Source organism: Pantoea sp. GM_Pan_4 (assembly GCF_026541005.1).
Taxonomy (GTDB): domain Bacteria; phylum Pseudomonadota; class Gammaproteobacteria; order Enterobacterales; family Enterobacteriaceae; genus Pantoea; species Pantoea dispersa.
This window is the reverse complement of the sequence record NZ_JALNUZ010000001.1, coordinates 103,289-125,144: the sequence shown is the minus strand read 5'-3', so window position 1 is coordinate 125,144 and position 21,856 is coordinate 103,289. Positions and strand designations below refer to the sequence as shown.

The following is a 21,856-nucleotide window of genomic DNA, read 5'->3' as shown; positions in this document are numbered from 1 at the left end:
TTTTTTTCGATTGGATGAGAGAAGGTCTGACAATGCACAATTCGCTCTTTAACTTGCCCGTGGTGACGCAGATCACCCCTTACCTGTCGCAGCGTCAGATGGGTGAATTGCCAATTCTGGTGATCAGCCATCCGAAAGTGCGCGCCGCCATTGCCCTGCAGGGTGCGCACCTGCTGGCATGGCAGCCGGCCGGTCAGCAGCCCGCCATCTGGCTCAGCGACAAGACGCCATTCGTCAGCGGAAAAGCCATTCGCGGCGGCGTGCCGGTCTGCTGGCCGTGGTTTGGTCCGGCAGGTGAACCTGCGCATGGCTTTGCCCGTAATCAGCCATGGACGCTGACGGCGCATGATGAGAACGAAGATGCGGTCATGCTGACGTTCACGCTGGAAAGTAATACACAAACGAAAAAACTGTGGCCGCACGACTTCACGCTGCTGGCGCGCTTTCGCATTGCTGAACACTGTGAGATTGAGCTGGAAGCCTGGGGCGATTATGAAGCCACGGCCGCGCTGCACAGCTATTTTCAGGTGGCGGACATTGCGCAGGTTGAAGTCAGCGGGCTCGGCAACAGCTACATCGATAAGGTGCAGGACAATGCCATCGGTAGCGCAGCGGACGGTAAACAAACCTATCCCGATCGGGTTGATCGCATTCATACCGCAGCGGAAGACTGCAGCGTGATCCACGATCGCGCCGGTAAGCGACAGATTGAAGTCTACCACCATTATCAAAGTGACGTTGTCACCTGGAATCCTGGCCCGGAACTGTCCTGCAGCATGGCCGATATGCCTAATGATGGCTATAAAACCATGGTGTGCGTGGAGACGGCGCGGATTAACAAGCCGATGAAAAGTGCCGGAGAAACCCCTGCCCGCCTTGGCGTCACGCTGAGAATCCGCAATAAGTAATGCTGAACGGCGCGCACGCGCCGTTTACACCACATCCAGCGCCAGTTTGTGCTGCGGCGGCGGAAAGGCGCGATCCAGCAGCGCCAGCTCATCGCTGGTCAGGGTGATATTCAGGGCCGCCGCATTCTCCTGCACGTGCGCCACGCTGCCCGCCTTGGGAATGGCCATTACGCCCGGCTGGCGAATCACCCAGCTCAACAGCAACTGAGCGATGCTGATGCCCTTCTGTTGTGCAATATGCTGCAGAGTCGCATCGTCAAACAGCGCCTGACGCAGCCGTCCGGCCTGCGCCAGCGGACAGTAAGCCATGACGGGCGTATGGTGCTGCTGACAGAGCGGCAGTAAATCAAATTCAATACCGCGCGAAGCCAGATGGTACAGCACCTGATTAGTCGCGCAGCCCACCCCTCCGGCTTCACTCCACAGCTCCTGCAGATCGTCGCTATCAAAATTGGAGACGCCCCAGTGGCGGATTTTGCCCTGCTGCTGCAGCGTTTGCATGGCGCGCACGGTCTCTTCCAGCGGTACATTACCGCGCCAGTGCAACAGATAAAGATCGAGATAGTCCGTCTGCATACGGCGCAGGCTGCGCTCACAGGCGTCAATCGCATCGACCTCACCGGCGTTCCACGGGTAAACTTTTGATACCAGCCAGGCTTGATCGCGCCGTCCGCGCAGCGCTGCGCCGACCACCTCTTCCGCGCCGCCTTCGGCATACATCTCAGCGGTATCGATCAGTTTCAGTCCGGCGTCCAGTCCAGCCTGCAGCGCAGCGATTTCCTGCGCCCGCTGTGCCGGATTTTCGCCCATATACCAGGTGCCCTGGCCGATAGCCGGTAACGGCGTATCGTCGTTAAACTGCATCGTCTTCATCTCACCTCCTGTTGCGCCATTACGGGGCGCAATATTGGTGCAGGGTAACAAAAACGCCTCATTATGAGGCGTTCGTGCGGTCATCAGAAGCTGTAGCTGACGCCGGTCCACAGCGTAAACTGACCGTCTTTATCTACCATCGGACTGTCTTTGATTTCACTGGCGAAGCGGGTGTAACGGCCTGACAGGCTGGCGTTCCAGCTCTCGCTGATCTGATAGCTGGCGTTCATCTCGACGTAAGGCGACCAGCTGTCGTCCGGGTGATAGCGATCGATGCCGGTACGCGCGCTTTCGTGGCCGGAAACGCCGTAGTAATAGCGGTTTTGGTTGGCACTGTTCCACATTGCGCCAATGCCCGGCGTCAGGCTGAACGCGCCGAAATCAAAGCGGTACAGGTAGGTCAGGTCCCAGATCATGCCGTTGCTGTTATTCAGCACATCGCCCAGCAGCGCGGTACGCACAATTCCCCAGTCAGCAACGTGACGATAAGTCGCGCCGGCCATCAGCGTCATGCGACGCTTGTCCAGCCCTTTCATATCGCCCAGATCGTTATCTTTCGGGTCATACTGCTGCGGCGAGCCCAGCAGCGTTAACGACAGCTGATTCTGCGGGTCTTTCCACAGATAATAACCGCCCTGCAGGCTGCGGAACCAAAAGTTTTCCCCCTCATAATTGATGACCGGGATCGGCAGATAACGGTCCTGGCCGCCGCGGTACGGCGACTGGGCATAAATAACCGAAGCCCCAAGTGACAAGGGTTCAGCGTAAGTGCTGAACGCCGCAAAATAGCAAGGACACATCACAGCAAGCGCTTTAAGTTTGAAATGGTTCACAATTTATTCATTCCATTAATATAACAATCACACGCAGAGTCTAACCAAATTTTGCCACTGGTTTAACTTTTAATGTTGATTTCCTTTTTATCCTGTCAGAAGCGTCTGAGACGCAGCGCACCTGTTGCCGCAAGGGCGTGACGGCCTTAGCGCTTATGAGACTTTGTTATTGATATATCGCTAAATAAGGAGAAAAGACGGAGCAATTTTTCTGATTGCCTTCTACAGTAAAAGTAAGACGAGAATTTTTTGTACGAGCAGAGTAACCATAAGAATTGTGAATCCCGATAAAAAATCGTCAGGTTGGCATAAGGGTTGCTGTACTCAATAAAGAATATCTTCCGGGAGCTGCAAGAGCATCTTATTACGCTCCTTTACCTGTGCTAAAAACGAAAGGACGGGCATCGCTATGAATATATTCGATCACTATCGTCAGCGTTATGAAGCTGCCAAGGACGAAGAGTTCACACTGCAGGAATTCCTCACCATCTGTAAGCAGGATCGCAGTGCATACGCCAACGCGGCAGAACGACTATTGATGGCCATCGGTGAGCCTGTGATGGTCGATACTGCCCAGGAGCCTCGCCTTTCCCGTATCTTCTCGAACCGCGTCATCGGACGCTACCCGGCCTTTGAAGAGTTTTACGGTATGGAGGAAGCGATTGAGCAGATCGTCTCCTACCTGAAACACGCCGCACAGGGGCTGGAGGAGAAGAAACAGATTCTGTACCTGCTCGGCCCGGTGGGCGGCGGTAAATCCTCGCTGGCCGAACGGCTTAAAGCGCTCATGCAGCGCGTGCCAATCTATGTGCTGAGTGCCGACGGTGAACGCAGCCCGGTCAATGACCATCCGCTGTGCCTGTTTAATCCGCAGGAAGACGCCAATATTCTGGAAAAAGAGTACGGCGTGCCGCGGCGTTACCTTGGCACCATTATGTCGCCGTGGGCGGCAAAACGGTTGCATGACTTTGGCGGCGACATCACCCGCTTCAAAGTGGTGAAAGTGTGGCCGTCGATTCTGGAACAGCTGGCTATCGCCAAAACCGAACCGGGTGATGAGAACAACCAGGATATTTCAGCGCTGGTGGGTAAAGTGGATATCCGTAAGCTGGAAAACCACGCGCAGAACGATCCGGATGCCTACGGCTATTCGGGTGCGCTGTGCCGCGCCAACCAGGGCATCATGGAATTCGTGGAGATGTTTAAAGCACCCATTAAAGTGCTGCACCCGCTGCTGACCGCTACTCAGGAAGGTAACTATAACGGTACCGAAGGGATTTCCGCCCTGCCGTTTAACGGCATCATTCTGGCGCACTCCAATGAATCAGAGTGGGTGACGTTCCGTAACAACAAGAACAACGAAGCTTTCCTTGACCGTGTGTACATCGTGAAGGTGCCTTACTGCCTGCGCGTGTCCGAGGAGATCAAAATTTATGAAAAACTGCTCAACCACAGTGAACTGACCACCGCGCCTTGCGCACCCGGCACGCTGGAAACGCTGGCGCGTTTCTCAATTCTGTCGCGCCTGAAAGAGCCGGAAAACTCCAGCATCTACTCGAAGATGCGCGTCTATGACGGTGAAAGCCTGAAAGACACCGATCCGAAAGCGAAGTCGTGGCAGGAGTATCACGATTACGCCGGGGTGGATGAAGGCATGAACGGCCTGTCGACCCGCTTCGCGTTTAAGATTCTGTCACGCGTGTTTAACTTCGACCATGCCGAAGTAGCGGCTAACCCGGTGCACCTGTTTTACGTGCTGGAACAGCAGATCGAGCGCGAGCAGTTCCCGCAGGATCAGGCGGAGAAGTATCTGGAACACCTGAAAGGCTATCTGATTCCGAAATATGCGGAGTTCATTGGCAAAGAGATTCAGACCGCTTACCTCGAATCCTATTCGGAGTATGGTCAGAATATCTTCGACCGCTACGTCACTTATGCGGATTTCTGGATTCAGGATCAGGAGTACCGCGATCCGGATACCGGCCAGCTGTTCGATCGTGAATCACTCAACGCCGAGCTGGAAAAGATTGAGAAACCTGCCGGGATCAGTAACCCGAAAGATTTCCGTAACGAGATTGTCAACTTTGTGCTGCGCGCACGGGCACAGAATAACGGACGCAATCCAAACTGGACCAGCTACGAAAAACTGCGCACGGTGATCGAGAAGAAAATGTTCTCCAACACCGAGGAGTTGTTGCCGGTGATTTCGTTCAACACCAAAACATCCACGGACGAACAGAAAAAACACGACGATTTTGTCGATCGCATGATGGAAAAAGGCTATACCCGCAAGCAGGTGCGTCTGCTGTGTGAATGGTATCTGCGCGTGCGCAAATCGTCATAATCGACAGCGGTAAGCTACGCGGCATCCACATGCCGCCTGAGGAGGCCGGACCCGTTCCGGCCTGGCTTACAGCGTAGTTTGGGGGAATTTATGGCCTATTTCATCGATCGGCGTCTTAACGGCAAGAATAAAAGTGCGGTCAACCGGCAGCGCTTTTTGCGCCGTTATAAGTCGCAAATCAAACAGTCGATCTCCGAGGCCATCAACAAGCGTTCGGTCACCGACGTGGAGAGTGGCGAATCGGTGTCGATTCCTGTTGACGACATCAACGAGCCGATTTTCCATCAGGGGCGCGGCGGCAGTCGTCATCGCGTGCATCCGGGGAACGACCACTTTGTGCAAAACGACCGCATTGAGCGGCCGCAGGGCGGCGGTGGTGGCGGCAGCGGTCAGGGCAATGCCAGCCAGGACGGAGAAGGTCAGGACGAGTTCGTGTTTCAGATTTCCAAGGATGAGTACCTCGATCTGCTGTTTGAAGACTTAGCGCTGCCTAACCTGCGCAAAAATCAGCATCGCCAGCTCAATGAGTACAAAACTCACCGCGCGGGCTTCACCTCGAATGGCGTGCCGGCCAATATCAGCGTGGTGCGCTCGCTGCAAAACTCGCTGGCGCGAAGAACCGCCATGACCGCAGGCAAACGTCGTATGCTGCACGAACTTGAAGCCACACTGAGCGAAGTCGAAAACAGCGAGCCGGCGCAACTGCTGGAAGAGGAGCGGCTGCGTAAAGAGATTGCGGAACTGCGGGCGCGCATTGAGCGCGTGCCGTTTATCGACACCTTTGACCTGCGTTACAAGAATTTCGAGAAGCGGCCTGAACCGTCCAGCCAGGCGGTAATGTTCTGCTTAATGGACGTTTCCGGCTCGATGGACCAGGCAACCAAGGATATGGCGAAACGCTTTTATATCCTGCTCTATCTGTTCCTCAGCCGGACTTACAAAAACGTCGATGTGGTGTATATCCGTCACCATACTCAGGCGAAAGAAGTCGATGAACAGGAGTTCTTCTACTCGCAGGAGACCGGCGGCACTATCGTCTCCAGCGCGCTTAAGCTGATGGACGAAGTGGTGAAAGAGCGTTATGACCCGTCGCAGTGGAATATTTATGCGGCGCAGGCCTCGGACGGCGATAACTGGGCGGATGACTCACCGTTGTGTCATGAAATTCTGGCGAAGCATATTCTGCCGGTGGTGCGCTACTACAGCTACATTGAGATTACCCGACGGGCGCACCAAACTCTGTGGCGCGAGTATGAGCATCTGCAGGCGATGTTTGATAACTTTGCCATTCAGCACATCCGCGAGCCGGAAGACATCTACCCGGTATTTCGTGAGCTTTTCCATAAACAGGTCGCTGAAGCCTGAGTTTACCAGCCGGTCACCGACCGGCTTTTTCTTTACCCCGCCCGGCTTAACCCCTCTGAAAACCCTGCTGTTTTTCTGTGCGGATTTAACCTTCTATGGGATAGCGCGCCACAGAATGAAAAAATGTGCAATTAACCGCTGACAAGCTATTGATAAGGCATTATCTTTTCACCTTGTCTGTGTGAATTGCCCGCAATTTGCTTTTTTATGCCCCGCCGCAGGAGAACGCCGTTGAATGCCAGCATGATTTACAGTTTGTTCATTATTGGTTCCGTGCTGGTCGCAGCAAGTATTCTGCTGAGTTCCTTCTCGTCGCGTCTCGGTATCCCGATTCTGGTGATCTTCCTGGCGCTGGGGATGCTGACCGGCGTGGACGGCATCGGCGGTATTGCCTTTGATAACTATCCGGTGGCCTATCTGGTGTCCAACCTGGCGCTGGCGATTATTCTGCTCGACGGCGGCATGCGCACCAAGGCCAGCTCGTTCAAGGTGGCGCTTGGTCCGGCGCTGTCGCTGGCCACCGTTGGCGTGATGATTACCGCCGGCCTCACCGGTCTGGCTGCCGCCTGGCTGTTTAAGCTCGATCTGATGCAGGGCTTCCTGATTGGCGCCATTATCGGCTCGACCGACGCCGCAGCGGTGTTTTCACTGCTGGGCGACAAAGGGCTTAACGAGCGCGTCAGTTCCACGCTGGAGATTGAATCAGGCAGCAACGATCCGATGGCGGTGTTTCTTACCATTACGCTAATCGACATGATCCAGCAGGGGCAGAGCGGCCTGAGCTGGATGTTTGTGGTGCATCTGGTGCAGCAGTTCGGCCTTGGCATTGTGCTCGGACTGGGCGGCGGCTGGGCGCTGCAGCAACTGATCAACCGCATCAGCCTGGCACAAGGGCTCTATCCGCTGCTGGCGCTGAGCGGCGGCATCATTGTGTTTGCCCTGACCACGGTGATGGAAGGCAGCGGCATTCTGGCGGTGTATCTGTGTGGTTTTCTGCTGGGCAACAGCCCGATTCGTAACCGCCACGGCATTCTGCAGACTTTCGACGGCATGGCCTGGCTGAGCCAGATTGGTATGTTTATCGTGCTCGGCCTGCTGGTGACGCCGTCTGACCTGTGGCATATCGCGCTGCCGGCGATGATTCTCTCACTGTGGCTGATTCTGGTGGCGCGTCCGCTGTCGATTCTGGTCGGGCTGCTGCCGTTTAAAGGCTTTACCGGACGTGAACGCATCTTTATCAGCTGGGTAGGCCTGCGCGGTGCGGTGCCGATTATCCTCGCGGTGTTCCCGATGATGGCCGGGCTGGAGAATTCAAAACTCTACTTCAATATCGCCTTCTTCGTGGTTCTGGTATCTCTGATGCTGCAGGGCACGTCGCTGGGCTATGCCGCTAAACGGGCTAAGGTGGTGGTACCGCCGACCGCGTCGCCCATCAGCCGCGTCGGGCTGGATATCCATCCGGAAAATCCGTGGGAGCAGTTCGTTTATCAGCTCAGCGCCGACAAATGGTGCGTTGGCGCCGCGCTGCGCGATTTGCAAATGCCGCGCGAAACGCGCATTGCCGCCCTGTTCCGCGATAACGCGCTGATGCACCCCAACGGCAATACGCGTCTGAAAGAGGGTGACGTGCTGTGCGTTATTGGCCGTGAGCGCGATTTGCCGGCGCTGGGCAAGATGTTCAGCCAGACGCCGCCGGTGGCGCTGGATCAGCGCTTCTTTGGTGACTTTATCCTTGATGCCGAGGCGCGCCTGCGCGATGTCGCGCAGATCTATGGCCTGGAGCTCGATGAAGAGACTAACGATCAGCAGTCGCTCGGCCAGTTGATTATGGGTCTGCTCGGCAGCACGCCGGTGGTGGGAGATCAGGTCGAGTGGAACCAGCTGACGTGGACGGTGGCGGAAAAAGAGGATAACCAAATCGTCAAAATCGGGGTGCGCGTGCGGGAAGAGAAGGAATAATCTGAGGCCGTATCGCTCGTAAACTGCGTGTCAGCGTCTATGATCACTATTCCACCCAGCAAACGGGAGAAGATGATGGGACACGTGGTGAAGATTGGTCGTTACGAGATCGTCGATGCAGTAATGGATGTGGAGAAGCTGGATACCGTCGGCATCCCCTGTCATACCAACCCCGGCCTGAGTTATCAGCTCGACGGCTGGGATCATGAAACCAGCGTACCGGCGTGGATTGATGGCGAACCGGTTGATCTGCAAATCGGCCACTATGACAAGCAGCAAGACCGCTGGGTATTGAAAAAACCGGCCTGATATTTTCCTCACCGCCATTCACTTTGACTGGCGGTCATTCCGAAAAGTAGTCTTAAAATAGTCTGTTATTTCATGGCACCTTTTACTTTTATTATTATTTTTCAATAAATTAGCTGACCTGTACTTTAATCAAATATTGTTTTTTCAGACTCTTTCCATATTAACTCTGTCAAATAACTCCTGCATACTCTTAAACGTTGCTGCAGCTTTTCGTGACGTAAATCACGTCTCAAACGGCCCTTTCCATGCAGCGCTTATGGCAGCACTGACTCATATCTCGCTGAATATTATTTTATTTCTGCTTTCAGCGGACGACTCCTGAGCGCGTACTTGATTCTGGTCAGGCCATCTTTTACTTAAGAAAAGAGAGCAGGTTTTATGGCAAGTACATTGGTAATGAACGATGCAACCCGCTCGTGGAGCGGACTGCGCAAAAATCTCATCGCGAAAGTGGCACTCAGCTTTTCGGATTTAATTGCACTGAACCTGGCATTATTTTTATCCGCGGCCACCGTCCAGGGTATTTGGGGAGAACTGGACAGTTTTATTCCGCCGCAGCAAATTGAATACCGATTTGTCGCACAGTTAGGTCTGTCAGTGCTGTGCACAGCCTGGTTCTGGGTGCGTATGCGCCACTACACCTACCGCAAACCGTTCTGGTTTGAGCTGAAAGAAATCGTCAAAACGCTGTTTGTGTTTTCGCTGCTGGATCTGGCGCTGATTGCCTTTTCCAAATGGGACTTCTCGCGCATGGTGTGGGTGTTTAGCTGGACCTATGCCCTGCTGCTGCTGCCGCTGATGCGCGCCGGCGTGAAGCGTGCCATCAATCGCGCTGGCCAGTGGCAGAAAGAGACCATTATCATCGGCTCCGGTAAAAACGCCATGGAAGCCTACGCGGCGCTGCAGAGCGAGGAGATCCTCGGCTATAACGTGCAGGCGTTTATCTCGCTGGACGATGAGCATCATCAGGAGAGCGTCAACGGCGTGCCGGTGATCACCTGGAAAGACATCAACTGGCAAACCATGGACCGTGACAACACGCAATTTATCGTCGCCACCGAATTTGAACAGCAGGTGGTGCGCGATAAATGGCTGAAGTTTCTGTCCAAGATGAAATGCCGCTCAATTTCGGTTATCCCTACGCTGCGCGGTGTGCCGCTGTATGGCACCGATATGTCGTTTATCTTCAGCCATGAAGTGATGATCCTGCGCGTCAGTAACAACCTGGCGAAACGCTCCTCGCGTTTCCTCAAGCGCACCTTCGACGTGGTGGTTGCCTCACTGCTGCTGCTGTTTCTTGCCCCGGTGTTCGGTCTGCTGTGCTGGATGGTAAAACGCGATGGCGGCAATGCCATTTACGGCCACGAACGCGTCGGTCAGGATGGCGTGAAGTTTAAATGCCTGAAGTTCCGTTCAATGGTGACCAACTCGCAGGAAGTGCTGCAAAATCTGCTGGCCACCAGTGCCGAAGCGCGCGCTGAGTGGGATCGTGATTTCAAACTGAAGAATGATCCGCGCATCACCAAAATCGGTGGCTTCCTGCGGAAAACCAGCCTGGATGAACTGCCCCAGCTGTGGAACGTGATTCGTGGCGAAATGAGTCTGGTGGGACCGCGTCCGGTGATTGAAGCTGAGCTGGAACGCTACGCGGGCGATGTCGACTACTATCTGATGGCCAAACCGGGCATGACCGGCCTGTGGCAGGTCAGTGGGCGTAACGATATCGACTACGACACGCGCGTCTATTTTGACTCCTGGTACGTGAAGAACTGGGCGCTGTGGACCGACATCGCTATTCTGTTCAAAACCGCTGGCGTGGTGCTGCGCCGCGACGGTGCTTACTGATACCCTCGACGCGATGTCTGCGCCGTCCCGGCAGACATCGCCTTTTCGTTTTAGCCCTTTCTTTTTGGCCGCAGACTCATTACCCTTCTCGCCTGTTTAACAGGACGTTACTGGTTCGTAATGCAAAAGTTTACCCTACTTCTTTTGAGCCTGGTGCTGCTGGCACCGCTGGGCATCGATCTCTACCTCCCCACGCTGCCGCAGATTGCCGAAGGTCTTAACAGCCCGGTCAGTCTGATCCAGACCACCATTCCGCTGTTTTTGCTGGTGATGGGTATAGGTCAGCTGGTCACCGGTCCGCTGGTGGATAATTTTGGCCGTAAGCCGATCGCGCTGATCGGCCTCGCGCTTTACATCATCGGCAGCGCAGTGGCTGCAACCTCCACCGTGTGGCCGGTGTTCTTCCTGGCGCGCCTGATTCAGGGCTGCGCGGTATGCTGTAGCGCGGTGGTGGCATTTAGCGGCGTGCGCGATCGGCTGAGCGGCGATGCCGCGGCGCGGGCTTATGGTTTCCTCAATGGCGCGCTGAACATCGTGCCGGCACTGGCACCGCTGCTCGGCGGTATTCTGGCGGAAGCCTATGGCTGGCGTGCGCCCTTCTGGTTCCTGTGCGGTTATGCGCTGGTGATTGGCGTCATTGTGGTGGTCGCACTGCCGGAAACGCGCCCGGCGGACACGCTGCGCGTCAAAGGACTGCCGCTGGCGCAGTATGCTGCCATCGCCCGGCAGCCGCGCTTTCTCGCTTTCGCCTTTGCCAACGCGGGCGCGCTCGGCATGGTGCTGACCTACGTTTCGCTGGCGCCGCACGTGTTGATGACCGAAGGTGGCCTGACGCCGCTGCAGTTCTCATTTGCCTTTGGCGCCAACGGTTTCTGGATCATGCTGGTCAGCGCCTTTGTTAATAAAACCATTCGCAAGGCGGGCCGCCCGTTTTGTCTCGCCATGGGGTTTGTCACCATGCTGCTCGGTGCGCTGCTGCTGGTGGCGGGGATGACGCTGTTACCTGCGGCCTGGCAAACCCACTGGTCGCTGTACATGATTCCGGTGGCGATCTCGGTGGCCGGCCTGGCCTTCACCGTCGGTCCGGCCACTAGTTATGCGCTGGAGCCGTATCAGCAGCAGGCGGGTGTGGCGGCGGCGCTGCAGGGATTTATCCAGATGGCGGGTGGTGCGGGCGGCAGCCTGGCGATGGTGGCGCTGCCGGTGGCAGAGAAATCAGCGTTAGCGCTGATGATGCTGGTGGGTGCAGCGCTGGCGCTGATCGCCTGGCGCTGCAGTAAGAACATGCGTGGTACAGTGACGGCGCTTAACTAAGCGTGACCGGGACGCGCGGCGCGAGCGCGCACATCAGCTCGTAGCCTACCGTTCCGGCGGCTTTCGCCACCTCATCAATTTTCACCTCGTTACCCCACAGCTCCACGCGCGATCCGATACCCGCCTGCGGGCAGGGTTCGAGGTCAATCATCATCATGTCCATCGAGATCGCCCCAAGCGTTTGCGTGCGGATGCCATCAACGCTGACCGGCGTACCGGTCGGCGCATGGCGCGGATAGCCGTCAGCATAGCCACAGGCCACAATACCGATACGCTGCGGCGCGGCCGCGTGGTAGCGATAACCGTAGCCAACGCCCTCGCCGGCACCGATCTGCTGTATGCCAATAATTTCACTGCTGAGCGTCATTACCGGCTGCAGACCGGTACTGGCGATATCCTGCCAGTCGCCGCTCGGTGACGCGCCATAAAGAATAATCCCGGGCCGCACCCAGTCAAAATGCGCCTGCGGATGCCACAGCGTAGTCGCTGAGTTGGCAAGCGAACGCGGACAGCTCAGCCCTTCCGCCGCCTGTTCGACGCGCTGCATCGGTTCCACCAGCCCCTGCGGGTTTTCCGCATCGGCGAAGTGCGCCATCAGCGTCATTTCCCCCACGTTGGGCAACGCACGCAGCTTGTGCCAGGCCGCCTGTGCCTGTTCCGGACGAAAACCGAGACGGTTCATGCCGCTGTTGATCTTCAGATAAACATCGACTGGCGCCGACAGCTGCGCCTTCGCCAGCGCCTGAATCTGCCAGTTACTGTGTACGCTGGTGGTCAGGCGATAGCGATCGATCAGCGTCAGGTCATCGGCGTGAAAGAAGCCTTCCAGCAGCAGAATTGGCTTTTTCCAGCCCTGCTCGCGCAGCAGGATCGCCTCTTCCATATTCAGCAGCGCGAAACCGTCGGTCTCCGCCAGACTCTGCCATACGCGGGCAATGCCGTGGCCGTAGGCATTGGCCTTCACCACCGACCAGACGCGCGCGTGCGGTGCCGCCTGACGCACAATCGCCAGATTGTGGCGCAGCGCCTGTTGATTAATGGTGGCACCCGTAGGACGTGACATGTTTTTACTCTCCCTGAAGTATCAGCGCGTCGCGCTGGCATTACGCAGCGGCGATGCCGGGGCCGCAAAGCCCGGCAGATAACGCAGCACCGACAAGTCGTCGGCGGCGATGGCCGGTTTACGTCCCGAAATCAGATCGGCCAGCAACTGGCCGGAACCACAGGCCATCGTCCAGCCCAGCGTACCGTGCCCGGTGTTCAGCCAGAGATTGGTCAGCGGCGTGCGCCCGACAATTGGCGTGCCATCCGGCGTCATCGGGCGCAGTCCGGTCCAGAACGTAGCCTGTTCAACATACCCGCCTTCAGGATAGAGATCGCGGACCACCATCTCCAGCGTTTCACGTCGTGCCGGCAACAGTTTGGTGTTAAAACCAACGATTTCGGCCATGCCACCGACGCGAATGCGGTCATCAAAGCGTGTTACCGCCACTTTATAGGTTTCATCCAGAATGGTGGAGACCGGCGCGCCCTGCGGATCTTTGATCGGGATAGTCAGGGAATAGCCTTTCAGCGGATAGACCGGAATCGACACGATGTCTTTCAGCAGCGCCGTGGAGTAAGAGCCAAACGCCACGACGTAAGCATCGGCTTTGATGACCTCATCGCCGCACTTCACGCCATAGATGCGATTACCTTCGCGCAACAGTTGATCCACCGACGTGTCATAACGGAAAGTGACGCCGGCTGCGGCTGCCATCGCCGCCAGACGCTGGGTAAACAGCTGGCAGTCACCGGTTTCGTCATTCGGCAGGCGCAGGCCGCCGGTCAGCTTGTGCGCGGTACCCGCCAGCGCCGGCTCCACGCTGTGCAGCTGATGCGCTTCCAGCAGCTCATAGGGCACCCCCGCTTCACGCAGTACCGCGATGTCTTTGCTGGCGCTGTCAAACTGTTGCTGCGTGCGGAACAGCTGCAAAGTGCCGCCCTGGCGCTCTTCATAGGCGATACCGGTGCTGCTGCGCAGTGCCTTCAGGCAGTCGCGGCTGTATTCGGCGATACGCACCATACGGCCCTTATTTTCCTGGTAGTGACGCATGTCGCAGTTGCGTAGCATGTTCCACATCCACTCCAGCTGGAATTTGCTGCCGTCGAGTCGCACTGCCAGCGGCGCATGCTTCTGAAACATCCACTTTACCGCCTTAAGCGGTACACCGGGCGCCGCCCAGGGTGCCGCATAGCCGGGCGAAATTTGCCCGGCATTGCCGGCACTGGTTTCCAGCGCCGCGCCGGGCTGGCGATCGATTACGGTGACGTCATGCCCCGCCTGCGCCAGATACCACGCACTGGCTACCCCTACGACACCACTACCCAGAATGACTACGCGCATAAGCCCCTCATCGCGAAAAGCATAATTAACTGGTATCACCATCGGGTTTAGCATAACCCGATGGCTGAACTGATATTACATTCGACCCTTTCATTTCACATGTTTTTCACTTAACTGCACACTGAAATCATGCACTCGCGCCAAAATCAGAGTTTTTTGTGCCTTAAAAGCGTTAACCAGCGAATTATTATGCGAAAGGCAGAGCATCTCACTTTTTTCAGGAGAAAGCGCCGCAGTCATATCGCGTGCTTATAAACAGGATTTAATGCTGCAATTTATCACTCAGATAACACATAACCTTATTAGCCACCAAAGCACGCCTATTATGATGATTTTGTACCAAAAGAATTCGATTGAGTTCCCGCATCGGATAAGCGACAGTGGGCTATCATTGAAGTGTTCGCTCAGTTTTTTTGGGCTGTCTTTCTCAGGATGAAGCCTTAAACGATCGTGACAGGTGACACTCTGTTGCCTGCCGCTTGCAAAACAGAGGTGCGCTATGACGACAATGTTTGACGAGCCAACCCGCAACAGCAAACGACTCAGTGACGGTCCCGACTGGACCTTTGAGCTGCTTGATGTCTACCTGGCGGAGATCGACCGCGTGGCCAAAAGCTATGGGCTCGATACCTACCCGCACCAAATTGAAGTGATCACCTCCGAGCAGATGATGGATGCGTACTCCAGCGTGGGGATGCCCATCAATTATGCCCACTGGTCGTTCGGCAAGAAGTTCATCGAAACCGAGCAGCGCTACAAACACGGTCAGCAGGGACTGGCGTACGAGATCGTTATTAACTCGAATCCCTGTATCGCTTATCTGATGGAAGAGAACACCATGACCATGCAGGCGCTGGTGATGGCGCATGCCTGCTATGGCCACAACTCTTTCTTCAAAAACAACTACCTGTTCCGCAGCTGGACCGATGCCAGCTCGATTGTCGATTACCTGCTGTTCGCGCGTAACTACATCTCTGATTGCGAAGAGCGTTATGGCGTGGAAGAGGTCGAGCGGCTGCTGGACTCCTGTCATGCGCTGATGAACTATGGCGTCGATCGCTATAAACGCCCGCAAAAGATTTCGCTGCAGGAAGAGAAAGCGCGGCAGAAAAGCCGGGAAGAGTATCTGCAGAGCCAGGTCAATACGCTGTGGCGCACCCTGCCACGCAAAGAGAAAGAGTTTACTCAGGTCGAGGCGGCGCGCTATCCCTCTGAGCCGCAGGAAAACCTGCTGTACTTTATGGAAAAGAACGCGCCACTGCTGGAGTCGTGGCAGCGTGAAGTGCTGCGCATTGTGCGTAAAGTCAGCCAGTATTTTTACCCGCAGAAACAGACCCAGGTGATGAATGAAGGCTGGGCGACCTTCTGGCACTACACCATCCTGAATCACCTGTACGATGAGGGCAAAGTGTCGGAACGCTTTATGATGGAGTTCCTGCACAGTCATACCAACGTGGTGTATCAGCCGCCGTATAACAGCCAGTGGTATAACGGTATCAACCCGTATGCGCTGGGCTTTGCCATGTTCCAGGACATCAAGCGTATCTGTCAGTCGCCAACCGAAGAAGATCGCTACTGGTTCCCGGACATCGCCGGCTCCGACTGGCTGAAGACGCTGCATTTCGCCATGCGCGAATTTAAAGACGAGAGCTTCATCAGCCAGTTCCTGTCGCCGAAAGTGATGCGGGATTTCCGTCTGTTTACGGTGATGGACGACGATCGCAATAATTATCTTGAGATTGCCGCCATTCATGATGAGGCGGGATATCGTGCGATTCGTCAGCAGCTGTCAGCGCAGTACAATCTGAGCAATCTGGAGCCGAATATTCAGGTGTACAACGTTGACCTGCGCGGTGACCGTTCGCTGACGCTGCGCTATGTGCCGCAGCAGCGCGCCCCGCTGGATAAGAGCCGTCGTGATGTGCTGAAGCATGTGCATCGGCTGTGGGGTTTTGATGTCAATCTGGAACAGCAGAACGAAGATGGCAGCGTGGAGCTGCTGGATCGCTGTCCGGCGCGCGGACCGGCGCTTTAAACACAATCCCCATGCTCAGGGACGAGCATGTATCTTCCTGCCTGGTAAAACCCTAATTTCACAGATAATCCTGCACCAACTTCACAGACAGTCAGTATCCGCTGATGCAGCGGGCTATTCGCAGCGCTGAGGCTTTTACGTAGCGCCAGGAGATTCCCGCGGGGAGGCGGGAATCAGGCCGGGCCGGTCAGGAAGACCGATACCGGCCGGTCCGTCAGGCGCAACGTGAACGCCGAAGGTACCGCGTAAGCGGCGCGAGGAGCAGCCCGGCAGCAGCGAATACTGACTGTCCGGGACTGGAACCCGCGAAACGTTTGTGCGCTGTTAACGCTTACTGCTCAAATCATCCGGCATGCTTTTCTGCATGCTGTGCCAGATTTCACCGCTGCGGCGGCCATACTTACGCACGCTGTCGACGATCTGATCCTGCGTCGGCTGTTTGCCACACAGATCCGCCAGCTGACGATAAAAGTTACGCGCCAGTTCACGCGCTTCCGGATTTGAGAAGTAATGGCGGCCAACGCGGGTGTACAGCCCTTTCAGACCGTTGAGAATCAGGCCGTAAATCGGGTTGCCGGAAGCGAAGGCCAGGCCGCGAAACACGCGGTAATCCAGCTCGGTATAGGCTTCAGCCTGATCTTCCTCGCTCAGCGCACTCTCCAGCACTTCACGCGCCTTATCCGGATGATGACGCAGCGCGCGGCTGATAAAGATCGACGCGATATTGGTGCGCACTGACAACAGGTTATCAATTAACTGCGGCACACTGTCGTGGTCAAGACGGGCGAGCGTTTCGAGGATATTAAGACCAGACGTTTCCCAGAAATCATTGACGCGGGTGGGTTTACCATGCTGAATGGTCAGCCAGCCATCACGAGCCAGCCGCTGCAGCACTTCACGCAGAGTGGTGCGGGTCACGCCGATCAGTTCAGAAAGCTCACGTTCGGCAGGAAGAATCGATCCCGGCGGAAAACGGCTGTTCCAGATGCTTTCAATTATGTACTCTTCAGCGAATCCTGCAGGGCTCTGTGCCTTAATCACCATAGCATTTATTTCTCGTTGCTTTCTTTGTCGTAATGGCACTCATCATACCAGAGGGGTCATAGCGGAAATAGCCTGCCAGCGGATTAAAAGCGCGCGCTGGCGCAAAATTCAGCCGCTGCGCAGCGAAAAAAGCCGCGGGTTACGCTGCGCTTGCGTGGGCGCTTTTGATGCCGTGTGCTAAAAGCCACGATTTTTTGGCGTGGATCAGGGATAAGTCATTTTTATACATGATTTTTTCCCCCTGCCTGGCTGGCACGGGTACGCTTTTGGTTTACACTGCGATGCATTAACGGCTACGGGAAAAGCAATATGTTGCGATACTTGAATCAATGCTCACGCGGACGCGGTGCCTGGTTATTAATGGCCCTGACCGCCCTGGTTTTTGAACTGGTTGCGCTGTTCTTTCAGCACGTGATGGGACTGCAACCCTGCGTAATGTGTATTTATGAGCGTTGTGCGCTGTTTGGCGTCATGGGCGCCGGCCTGGTGGGTGCAATTGCGCCTAAAACGCCGCTGCGCTGGGCCGCCATCGCCATCTGGCTCTACAGCGCTTATGAAGGGGTACGCCTCTCTTATGAGCACACCATGATTCAGCTGCATCCCAACCCGTTTGTGACCTGCGATTTTGCTGCTCGCTTCCCGAGCTGGCTGCCGCTGGATAAATGGCTGCCGGCGGTATTTGTCGCCAGCGGTGACTGCGCCGAACGCGGATGGACTTTCCTGACCTGGAGCATGCCGCAGTGGATGATCGTGATTTTTGCCGCTTATCTGCTGGTGGGCATTCTGGTATTGATTGCGCAACCGTTCAAAGCAAAACGTCGCGATCTGTTTGGTCGCTGAGTCCCAGTCAAACTACGTCTCAGACAAAACAGGCAGCCGCGGCTGCCTGTTGCGTTATCAGCCGTTCCGATCCGGCCGGTCAATGATGTGTTCTTCCCAGTCGCGCACTTCACTCTCGCGCACCGCGATGTATCGCACCGAAATACGCTGAGCATGCATCGCTTTCTTCGACCCGGCAATCAGCGGGTGCCACGCCGGCAGCGTTTTGCCCTCCCCCAACAGCCGGTAAGCGCAGGTGCGCGGCAACCAGTTAAAGGTGGTGAGATTCTCGCGCGTCAGCTTAATGCAATCTTCTTCGTACTCGAAGCGACGCTCATAATTGCGGCACTGACAGGTCTTGATATTGAGCTGATTGCAGGCGACGTTGGTGAAGTAAATCTCATCGGTATCCGCATCCTGCAACTTATTCAGACAGCACTGTCCACAGCCGTCGCACAGCGATTCCCACTCTGCGTCGTTCATTTGGTCCAGGCGTTTGGTCTGCCAGAAAGGTTGGTCGGTCATGATAGCGGTCCGGGTTGAGCAACAAGACCGCACCTTATAAAGCTTCAGGTGCGGTGATGCAAGTATTACAGTACGCGGGTGCTGATACCGTGACCGGCCAGCGACACTTCCAGCTTATCGCCGGAGCGCAACGGGCCCACGCCTTCAGGCGTACCGGTCAGCACCACGTCACCGGCGCGCAGCGTGAAGTACTGGCTCATGTAAGCAATCAGCGGCAGAATTTTATGGATCATATCTGCCGTAGTGCCGTGCTGGCGCACCTCGCCGTTAATAACCAGCTTGAGTTCGGCATCCTGCGGATCGACGCTGAATTCAGCCGCCGGAATAAACCCGGACAGCGGACAGGAGTTATCGAAACTCTTGGCGCGCTCCCATGGCTGACCGGCTTTCTTAAACCCGGCCTGCAGGTCACGCAGCGTTAAATCCAGCGCGACGCCATAACCGGCAATCGCTTTCGCCACGTGCTCCTCGCTGGCCTGCTTCAGGGTGGCGCCAATCAGCACCGCCAGCTCCACTTCATGATGCACCTCACCAAAGCTGGCCGGGATCGACAGTGGCTGCCGCAAATCGCACACTGCGGTTTCCGGTTTGATAAACACCACCGGCTCACTCGGGGTGGCGCTGCCCATCTCTTTAATATGCTTTGCATAGTTGCTGCCGACGCACACCACTTTGCTGACCGGATAATCCAACAGCGCGCCCTGCCAGTTACGATGCTGATACATGCTAATCCCCTGCTTGAGTTGTGTTTGGTGCCAGCCGCGCTGGCGAAGATGTCTCATCAGCCGCCGGAACGTGGCAGGCTGCTGAGCACTATATTAGCGGGTTTATCGCGGCGCACGTGACGGAAAGCGGCAAAAGCCGTTCCCCTGTTCATCAGGTCCGCCGCTTAAGACAACGATTATTGCCCACAATAATGGGTTAAGGTGAGCAATTAAATTAATGCCGAAGCACTGATTATATTTACAGGATATATTTTTACAGATGAATCTGAATTAAACTTTTTTACCCTGTTCAAGATGAATGTTGAGCAGACTTTCAACCGGTGGTGGGATCTGCAAATAATAACCTTGTTCGCTTAAACCCTGCTTCACTTTATTGATGTCAGCGTTGGCCAGCCTGTCGCGCTGGTCGAGCGACAGCACCATCGCCAGTTGCGGTTTACCAAAGCCGCGCAGCAATTCTTCCGGGACGCGCGAAAAATCGTCTTTTTTTTCTACATACAGATAAGTCTGGTCACGTTGCGGGCTTCTATAGATCACACAAAACATATTTTTTACTCGAATTAACTAAGGGCGTCACTTGCCTGAATATAGCAGTAACTATAACATGCTTGCAGAACTTCGAATATTGACCCGCGGATGTTAATGACGATTTTATCGGCGTTTACTTCAGGGTCGTAAAACAGGACTGAGTCAGGACAGATGTCGCAATCGCCAATCGAATTCAAGGGCAGCAGTTTTACCCTGTCAGTTGTTCATCTGCACCATTCGCAACCCGAGGTGATTCGTCAGGCGCTGCAGGACAAAATCGACCAGGCCCCGGCTTTTCTGCACAACGCGCCGGTGGTGCTGAACGTGTCAGCCCTGAACGGTGACATCAACTGGAAGCAGATGCAGCAGGCCGTCAGCGCCACCGGCTTACGCATTGTGGGCGTGAGCGGCTGTAAAGATGAAGCCCTGAAAAAGATGATTGCCCGCGCTGGCCTGCCGGTGCTGTCAGAGGGTAAAGAGAACCGCAAACGCGCTGATGCGCCCGCGCCGGAGCCGGAAGCGGTCGCGCCGCCGGTCAGCGAACCGGCCAGCAAAACGCGTATCATCAATACGCCAGTGCGTTCCGGTCAGCAGATTTACGCGCGCAACGCCGATTTGATCGTCACCAGCAGCGTCAGCGCCGGTGCCGAACTGGTGGCAGACGGCAACATTCATATTTACGGCATGATGCGCGGCCGCGCGCTGGCCGGTGCCAGCGGCGATCGCGACTGCCAGATTTTTTGCACCAACCTGTCAGCAGAGTTGGTCTCCATTGCCGGCGAATACTGGATCATGGACCAGATCCCGGCGGAATTCTTTGGTAAAGCTGCGCGCCTGTGCCTTAAAGAGGGCGCGCTCACCATCCAGACACTTAATTAGGCCCCTTTTCTTTCGTTAAGGAAATCAACATTTATGGCACGCATCATTGTAGTTACATCGGGTAAAGGGGGCGTTGGCAAGACCACGTCAAGCGCGGCCATCGCCACAGGGTTAGCGCAGAAAGGCAAAAAAACCGTGGTGATCGATTTCGATATCGGTCTGCGTAACCTCGACCTGATCATGGGCTGTGAACGCCGCGTGGTGTATGACTTTGTCAACGTTATTCAGGGCGATGCGACGCTGAATCAGGCACTGATTCGCGACAAGCGCACCGAGCAGCTTTACATTCTGCCCGCCTCACAAACCCGTGATAAAGATGCCCTGACCCGCGAAGGCGTGGAAAAAGTGCTGAACGACCTGGCGGCAATGGACTTCGATTTTATCGTCTGCGACTCGCCGGCCGGTATCGAAACCGGTGCGCTGATGGCGCTGTACTTCGCGGATGAAGCGATCATTACCACCAACCCGGAAGTCTCTTCCGTGCGTGACTCAGACCGTATTCTCGGCATCATCTCATCGAAATCGCGTCGCGCTGAAAACAGCGAGGAGCCGGTAAAAGAGCACCTGTTACTGACCCGCTATAACCCGGGACGCGTAACGCGTGGCGACATGCTGAGCATGGAAGACGTGCTGGAAATCCTGCGCATTCCTCTGGTCGGTGTGATTCCGGAAGATCAGTCGGTGCTGCGCGCGTCTAACCAGGGTGAGCCCGTGATCCTCGATGCAAACTCTGACGCCGGTAAAGCTTACGCTGATACCGTAGATCGCCTGCTTGGCGAAGAACGCCCCTTCCGCTTTATCGAAGAAGAGAAGAAGGGTTTCCTGAAACGCCTGTTCGGGGGATAACCAATGGCATTACTTGATTTCTTTTTATCCCGTAAGAAGAACACAGCCAACATAGCCAAGGAAAGGCTGCAGATTATCGTGGCCGAACGCAGAAGGGGCGACAGTGAGCCCCACTATCTGCCGCAGCTGAAGCGCGATATCCTGGAAGTGATCTGTAAATACGTGAAAATTGACCCGGACATGGTCACGGTGCAGCTGGATCAGAAAGGGGATGACATCTCTATCCTCGAGCTCAACGTGACGCTGCCGGAGACGGAAGACGTTCCTAAATGATTGTAGCGGGTTCCTGATTTTCCCCTGCGTGGTTGCGCAGGGGAAA

20 protein-coding genes are annotated in these 21,856 nt (G+C 55.7%); 12 read left to right on the top strand and 8 right to left on the bottom strand.

Features of this window, described 5'->3' with window-relative positions:
* Positions 1-32: 32 nt before the first annotated feature.
* Positions 33-908: a D-hexose-6-phosphate mutarotase gene (locus OXR61_RS00645; protein ID WP_021510060.1), complete on the top strand. Its 876-nt coding sequence runs from the start codon at positions 33-35 to the stop codon at positions 906-908.
* 24 nt (positions 909-932) lie between these two features.
* Here OXR61_RS00645 and OXR61_RS00640 read toward each other — a convergent pair whose 3' ends face one another.
* On the bottom strand, positions 933-1,781 hold the full coding sequence (locus OXR61_RS00640; protein WP_021510059.1) for an aldo/keto reductase: 849 nt from the start codon (positions 1,779-1,781) through the stop codon (positions 933-935).
* Between the two features lie 83 nt (positions 1,782-1,864).
* Positions 1,865-2,614, bottom strand: a complete 750-nt coding sequence (locus OXR61_RS00635) for a MipA/OmpV family protein (protein ID WP_021510058.1) — start codon at positions 2,612-2,614, stop codon at positions 1,865-1,867.
* 409 nt (positions 2,615-3,023) lie between these two features.
* Here OXR61_RS00635 and yeaG point away from each other — a divergent pair, with 409 nt between their 5' ends.
* The 6 genes from yeaG to OXR61_RS00605 all read left to right on the top strand — a co-directional run bounded on the left by yeaG (position 3,024) and on the right by OXR61_RS00605 (position 11,750).
* Positions 3,024-4,958, top strand: a complete 1,935-nt coding sequence (yeaG, locus tag OXR61_RS00630; protein ID WP_021510057.1) for a protein kinase YeaG — start codon at positions 3,024-3,026, stop codon at positions 4,956-4,958.
* Positions 4,959-5,048: 90 nt separating this feature from the next.
* On the top strand, positions 5,049-6,323 hold the full coding sequence (locus OXR61_RS00625; protein ID WP_031280211.1) for a YeaH/YhbH family protein: 1,275 nt from the start codon (positions 5,049-5,051) through the stop codon (positions 6,321-6,323).
* 231 nt (positions 6,324-6,554) lie between these two features.
* Positions 6,555-8,282, top strand: a complete 1,728-nt coding sequence (locus OXR61_RS00620) for a potassium/proton antiporter (RefSeq protein ID WP_021510055.1) — start codon at positions 6,555-6,557, stop codon at positions 8,280-8,282.
* A gap of 75 nt (positions 8,283-8,357) precedes the next feature.
* Entirely contained in the window at positions 8,358-8,591 is a 234-nt protein-coding gene (locus OXR61_RS00615) for a DUF1480 family protein (protein ID WP_021510054.1), read from the top strand.
* A gap of 378 nt (positions 8,592-8,969) precedes the next feature.
* Positions 8,970-10,436 carry an undecaprenyl-phosphate galactose phosphotransferase WbaP gene (gene wbaP, locus OXR61_RS00610; protein ID WP_031280210.1) on the top strand — a complete coding sequence of 489 codons (1,467 nt, stop codon included), beginning with the start codon at positions 8,970-8,972 and terminating at the stop codon, positions 10,434-10,436.
* Positions 10,437-10,556: 120 nt separating this feature from the next.
* On the top strand, positions 10,557-11,750 hold the full coding sequence (locus OXR61_RS00605) for a multidrug effflux MFS transporter (RefSeq protein WP_031280209.1): 1,194 nt from the start codon (positions 10,557-10,559) through the stop codon (positions 11,748-11,750).
* Here OXR61_RS00605 and dadX read toward each other — a convergent pair.
* Both dadX and OXR61_RS00595 read right to left on the bottom strand, forming a co-directional pair.
* Positions 11,743-12,813 (bottom strand): catabolic alanine racemase DadX, encoded by a 1,071-nt coding sequence (gene dadX / locus OXR61_RS00600; RefSeq protein WP_021510051.1) that lies wholly within the window; start codon positions 12,811-12,813, stop codon positions 11,743-11,745. The genes OXR61_RS00605 and dadX overlap by 8 nt on opposite strands.
* Before the next feature lie 21 nt (positions 12,814-12,834).
* Positions 12,835-14,136 carry a D-amino acid dehydrogenase gene (locus tag OXR61_RS00595; protein ID WP_021510050.1) on the bottom strand — a complete coding sequence of 434 codons (1,302 nt, stop codon included), beginning with the start codon at positions 14,134-14,136 and terminating at the stop codon, positions 12,835-12,837.
* A 499-nt stretch (positions 14,137-14,635) separates the two neighbouring features.
* Here OXR61_RS00595 and OXR61_RS00590 point away from each other — a divergent pair, with 499 nt between their 5' ends.
* Complete coding sequence (locus OXR61_RS00590) at positions 14,636-16,171, top strand: SpoVR family protein (RefSeq protein WP_031280208.1); 1,536 nt, start codon at positions 14,636-14,638, stop codon at positions 16,169-16,171.
* Positions 16,172-16,495: 324 nt separating this feature from the next.
* Here the strand turns inward: OXR61_RS00590 and fadR are convergent, their stop codons facing one another.
* Entirely contained in the window at positions 16,496-17,215 is a 720-nt protein-coding gene (gene fadR / locus OXR61_RS00585) for a fatty acid metabolism transcriptional regulator FadR (protein ID WP_021510048.1), read from the bottom strand.
* 309 nt (positions 17,216-17,524) lie between these two features.
* Between fadR and dsbB the strand changes: the two genes are divergently transcribed.
* On the top strand, positions 17,525-18,055 hold the full coding sequence (dsbB, locus tag OXR61_RS00580; RefSeq protein WP_040679952.1) for a disulfide bond formation protein DsbB: 531 nt from the start codon (positions 17,525-17,527) through the stop codon (positions 18,053-18,055).
* A 57-nt stretch (positions 18,056-18,112) separates the two neighbouring features.
* Here dsbB and OXR61_RS00575 read toward each other — a convergent pair whose 3' ends face one another.
* The 3 genes from OXR61_RS00575 to OXR61_RS00565 all read right to left on the bottom strand — a co-directional run bounded on the left by OXR61_RS00575 (position 18,113) and on the right by OXR61_RS00565 (position 19,830).
* The gene (locus OXR61_RS00575; RefSeq protein ID WP_021510046.1) at positions 18,113-18,559 is read right to left on the bottom strand and encodes a YcgN family cysteine cluster protein; all 447 of its coding nucleotides are present in this window, start codon (positions 18,557-18,559) and stop codon (positions 18,113-18,115) included.
* 65 nt (positions 18,560-18,624) lie between these two features.
* Positions 18,625-19,284, bottom strand: a complete 660-nt coding sequence (locus tag OXR61_RS00570) for a fumarylacetoacetate hydrolase family protein (RefSeq protein WP_021510045.1) — start codon at positions 19,282-19,284, stop codon at positions 18,625-18,627.
* Positions 19,285-19,554: 270 nt separating this feature from the next.
* Positions 19,555-19,830 carry a YcgL domain-containing protein gene (locus tag OXR61_RS00565; protein WP_021510044.1) on the bottom strand — a complete coding sequence of 92 codons (276 nt, stop codon included), beginning with the start codon at positions 19,828-19,830 and terminating at the stop codon, positions 19,555-19,557.
* Between the two features lie 153 nt (positions 19,831-19,983).
* Here OXR61_RS00565 and minC point away from each other — a divergent pair, with 153 nt between their 5' ends.
* The 3 genes from minC to minE are packed head-to-tail and all read left to right on the top strand — an operon-like array spanning position 19,984 to position 21,810.
* On the top strand, positions 19,984-20,691 hold the full coding sequence (gene minC, locus OXR61_RS00560; protein WP_021510043.1) for a septum site-determining protein MinC: 708 nt from the start codon (positions 19,984-19,986) through the stop codon (positions 20,689-20,691).
* Between the two features lie 33 nt (positions 20,692-20,724).
* Positions 20,725-21,537 (top strand): septum site-determining protein MinD, encoded by an 813-nt coding sequence (gene minD / locus OXR61_RS00555; protein ID WP_021510042.1) that lies wholly within the window; start codon positions 20,725-20,727, stop codon positions 21,535-21,537.
* 3 nt (positions 21,538-21,540) lie between these two features.
* The gene (gene minE / locus OXR61_RS00550) at positions 21,541-21,810 is read left to right on the top strand and encodes a cell division topological specificity factor MinE (RefSeq protein ID WP_010616394.1); all 270 of its coding nucleotides are present in this window, start codon (positions 21,541-21,543) and stop codon (positions 21,808-21,810) included.
* Positions 21,811-21,856: the final 46 nt, after the last annotated feature.

Excerpts from the sequence above, each read along its gene's own strand:
- OXR61_RS00645 (WP_021510060.1), top strand. The coding sequence starts at position 33 with ATGCACAATTCGCTCTTTAACTTGCCCGTGGTGACGCAGATCACCCCT.
- OXR61_RS00640 (WP_021510059.1), bottom strand. The coding sequence starts at position 1,781 with ATGAAGACGATGCAGTTTAACGACGATACGCCGTTACCGGCTATCGGC.
- yeaG (WP_021510057.1), top strand. The coding sequence starts at position 3,024 with ATGAATATATTCGATCACTATCGTCAGCGTTATGAAGCTGCCAAGGAC.
- OXR61_RS00625 (WP_031280211.1), top strand. The coding sequence starts at position 5,049 with ATGGCCTATTTCATCGATCGGCGTCTTAACGGCAAGAATAAAAGTGCG.
- OXR61_RS00615 (WP_021510054.1), top strand. The coding sequence starts at position 8,358 with ATGGGACACGTGGTGAAGATTGGTCGTTACGAGATCGTCGATGCAGTA.
- wbaP (WP_031280210.1), top strand. The coding sequence starts at position 8,970 with ATGGCAAGTACATTGGTAATGAACGATGCAACCCGCTCGTGGAGCGGA.
- OXR61_RS00605 (WP_031280209.1), top strand. The coding sequence starts at position 10,557 with ATGCAAAAGTTTACCCTACTTCTTTTGAGCCTGGTGCTGCTGGCACCG.
- dadX (WP_021510051.1), bottom strand. The coding sequence starts at position 12,813 with ATGTCACGTCCTACGGGTGCCACCATTAATCAACAGGCGCTGCGCCAC.
- OXR61_RS00595 (WP_021510050.1), bottom strand. The coding sequence starts at position 14,136 with ATGCGCGTAGTCATTCTGGGTAGTGGTGTCGTAGGGGTAGCCAGTGCG.
- OXR61_RS00590 (WP_031280208.1), top strand. The coding sequence starts at position 14,636 with ATGACGACAATGTTTGACGAGCCAACCCGCAACAGCAAACGACTCAGT.
- fadR (WP_021510048.1), bottom strand. The coding sequence starts at position 17,215 with ATGGTGATTAAGGCACAGAGCCCTGCAGGATTCGCTGAAGAGTACATA.
- dsbB (WP_040679952.1), top strand. The coding sequence starts at position 17,525 with ATGTTGCGATACTTGAATCAATGCTCACGCGGACGCGGTGCCTGGTTA.
- OXR61_RS00575 (WP_021510046.1), bottom strand. The coding sequence starts at position 18,559 with ATGACCGACCAACCTTTCTGGCAGACCAAACGCCTGGACCAAATGAAC.
- OXR61_RS00570 (WP_021510045.1), bottom strand. The coding sequence starts at position 19,284 with ATGTATCAGCATCGTAACTGGCAGGGCGCGCTGTTGGATTATCCGGTC.
- OXR61_RS00565 (WP_021510044.1), bottom strand. The coding sequence starts at position 19,830 with ATGTTTTGTGTGATCTATAGAAGCCCGCAACGTGACCAGACTTATCTG.
- minC (WP_021510043.1), top strand. The coding sequence starts at position 19,984 with ATGTCGCAATCGCCAATCGAATTCAAGGGCAGCAGTTTTACCCTGTCA.
- minD (WP_021510042.1), top strand. The coding sequence starts at position 20,725 with ATGGCACGCATCATTGTAGTTACATCGGGTAAAGGGGGCGTTGGCAAG.
- minE (WP_010616394.1), top strand. The coding sequence starts at position 21,541 with ATGGCATTACTTGATTTCTTTTTATCCCGTAAGAAGAACACAGCCAAC.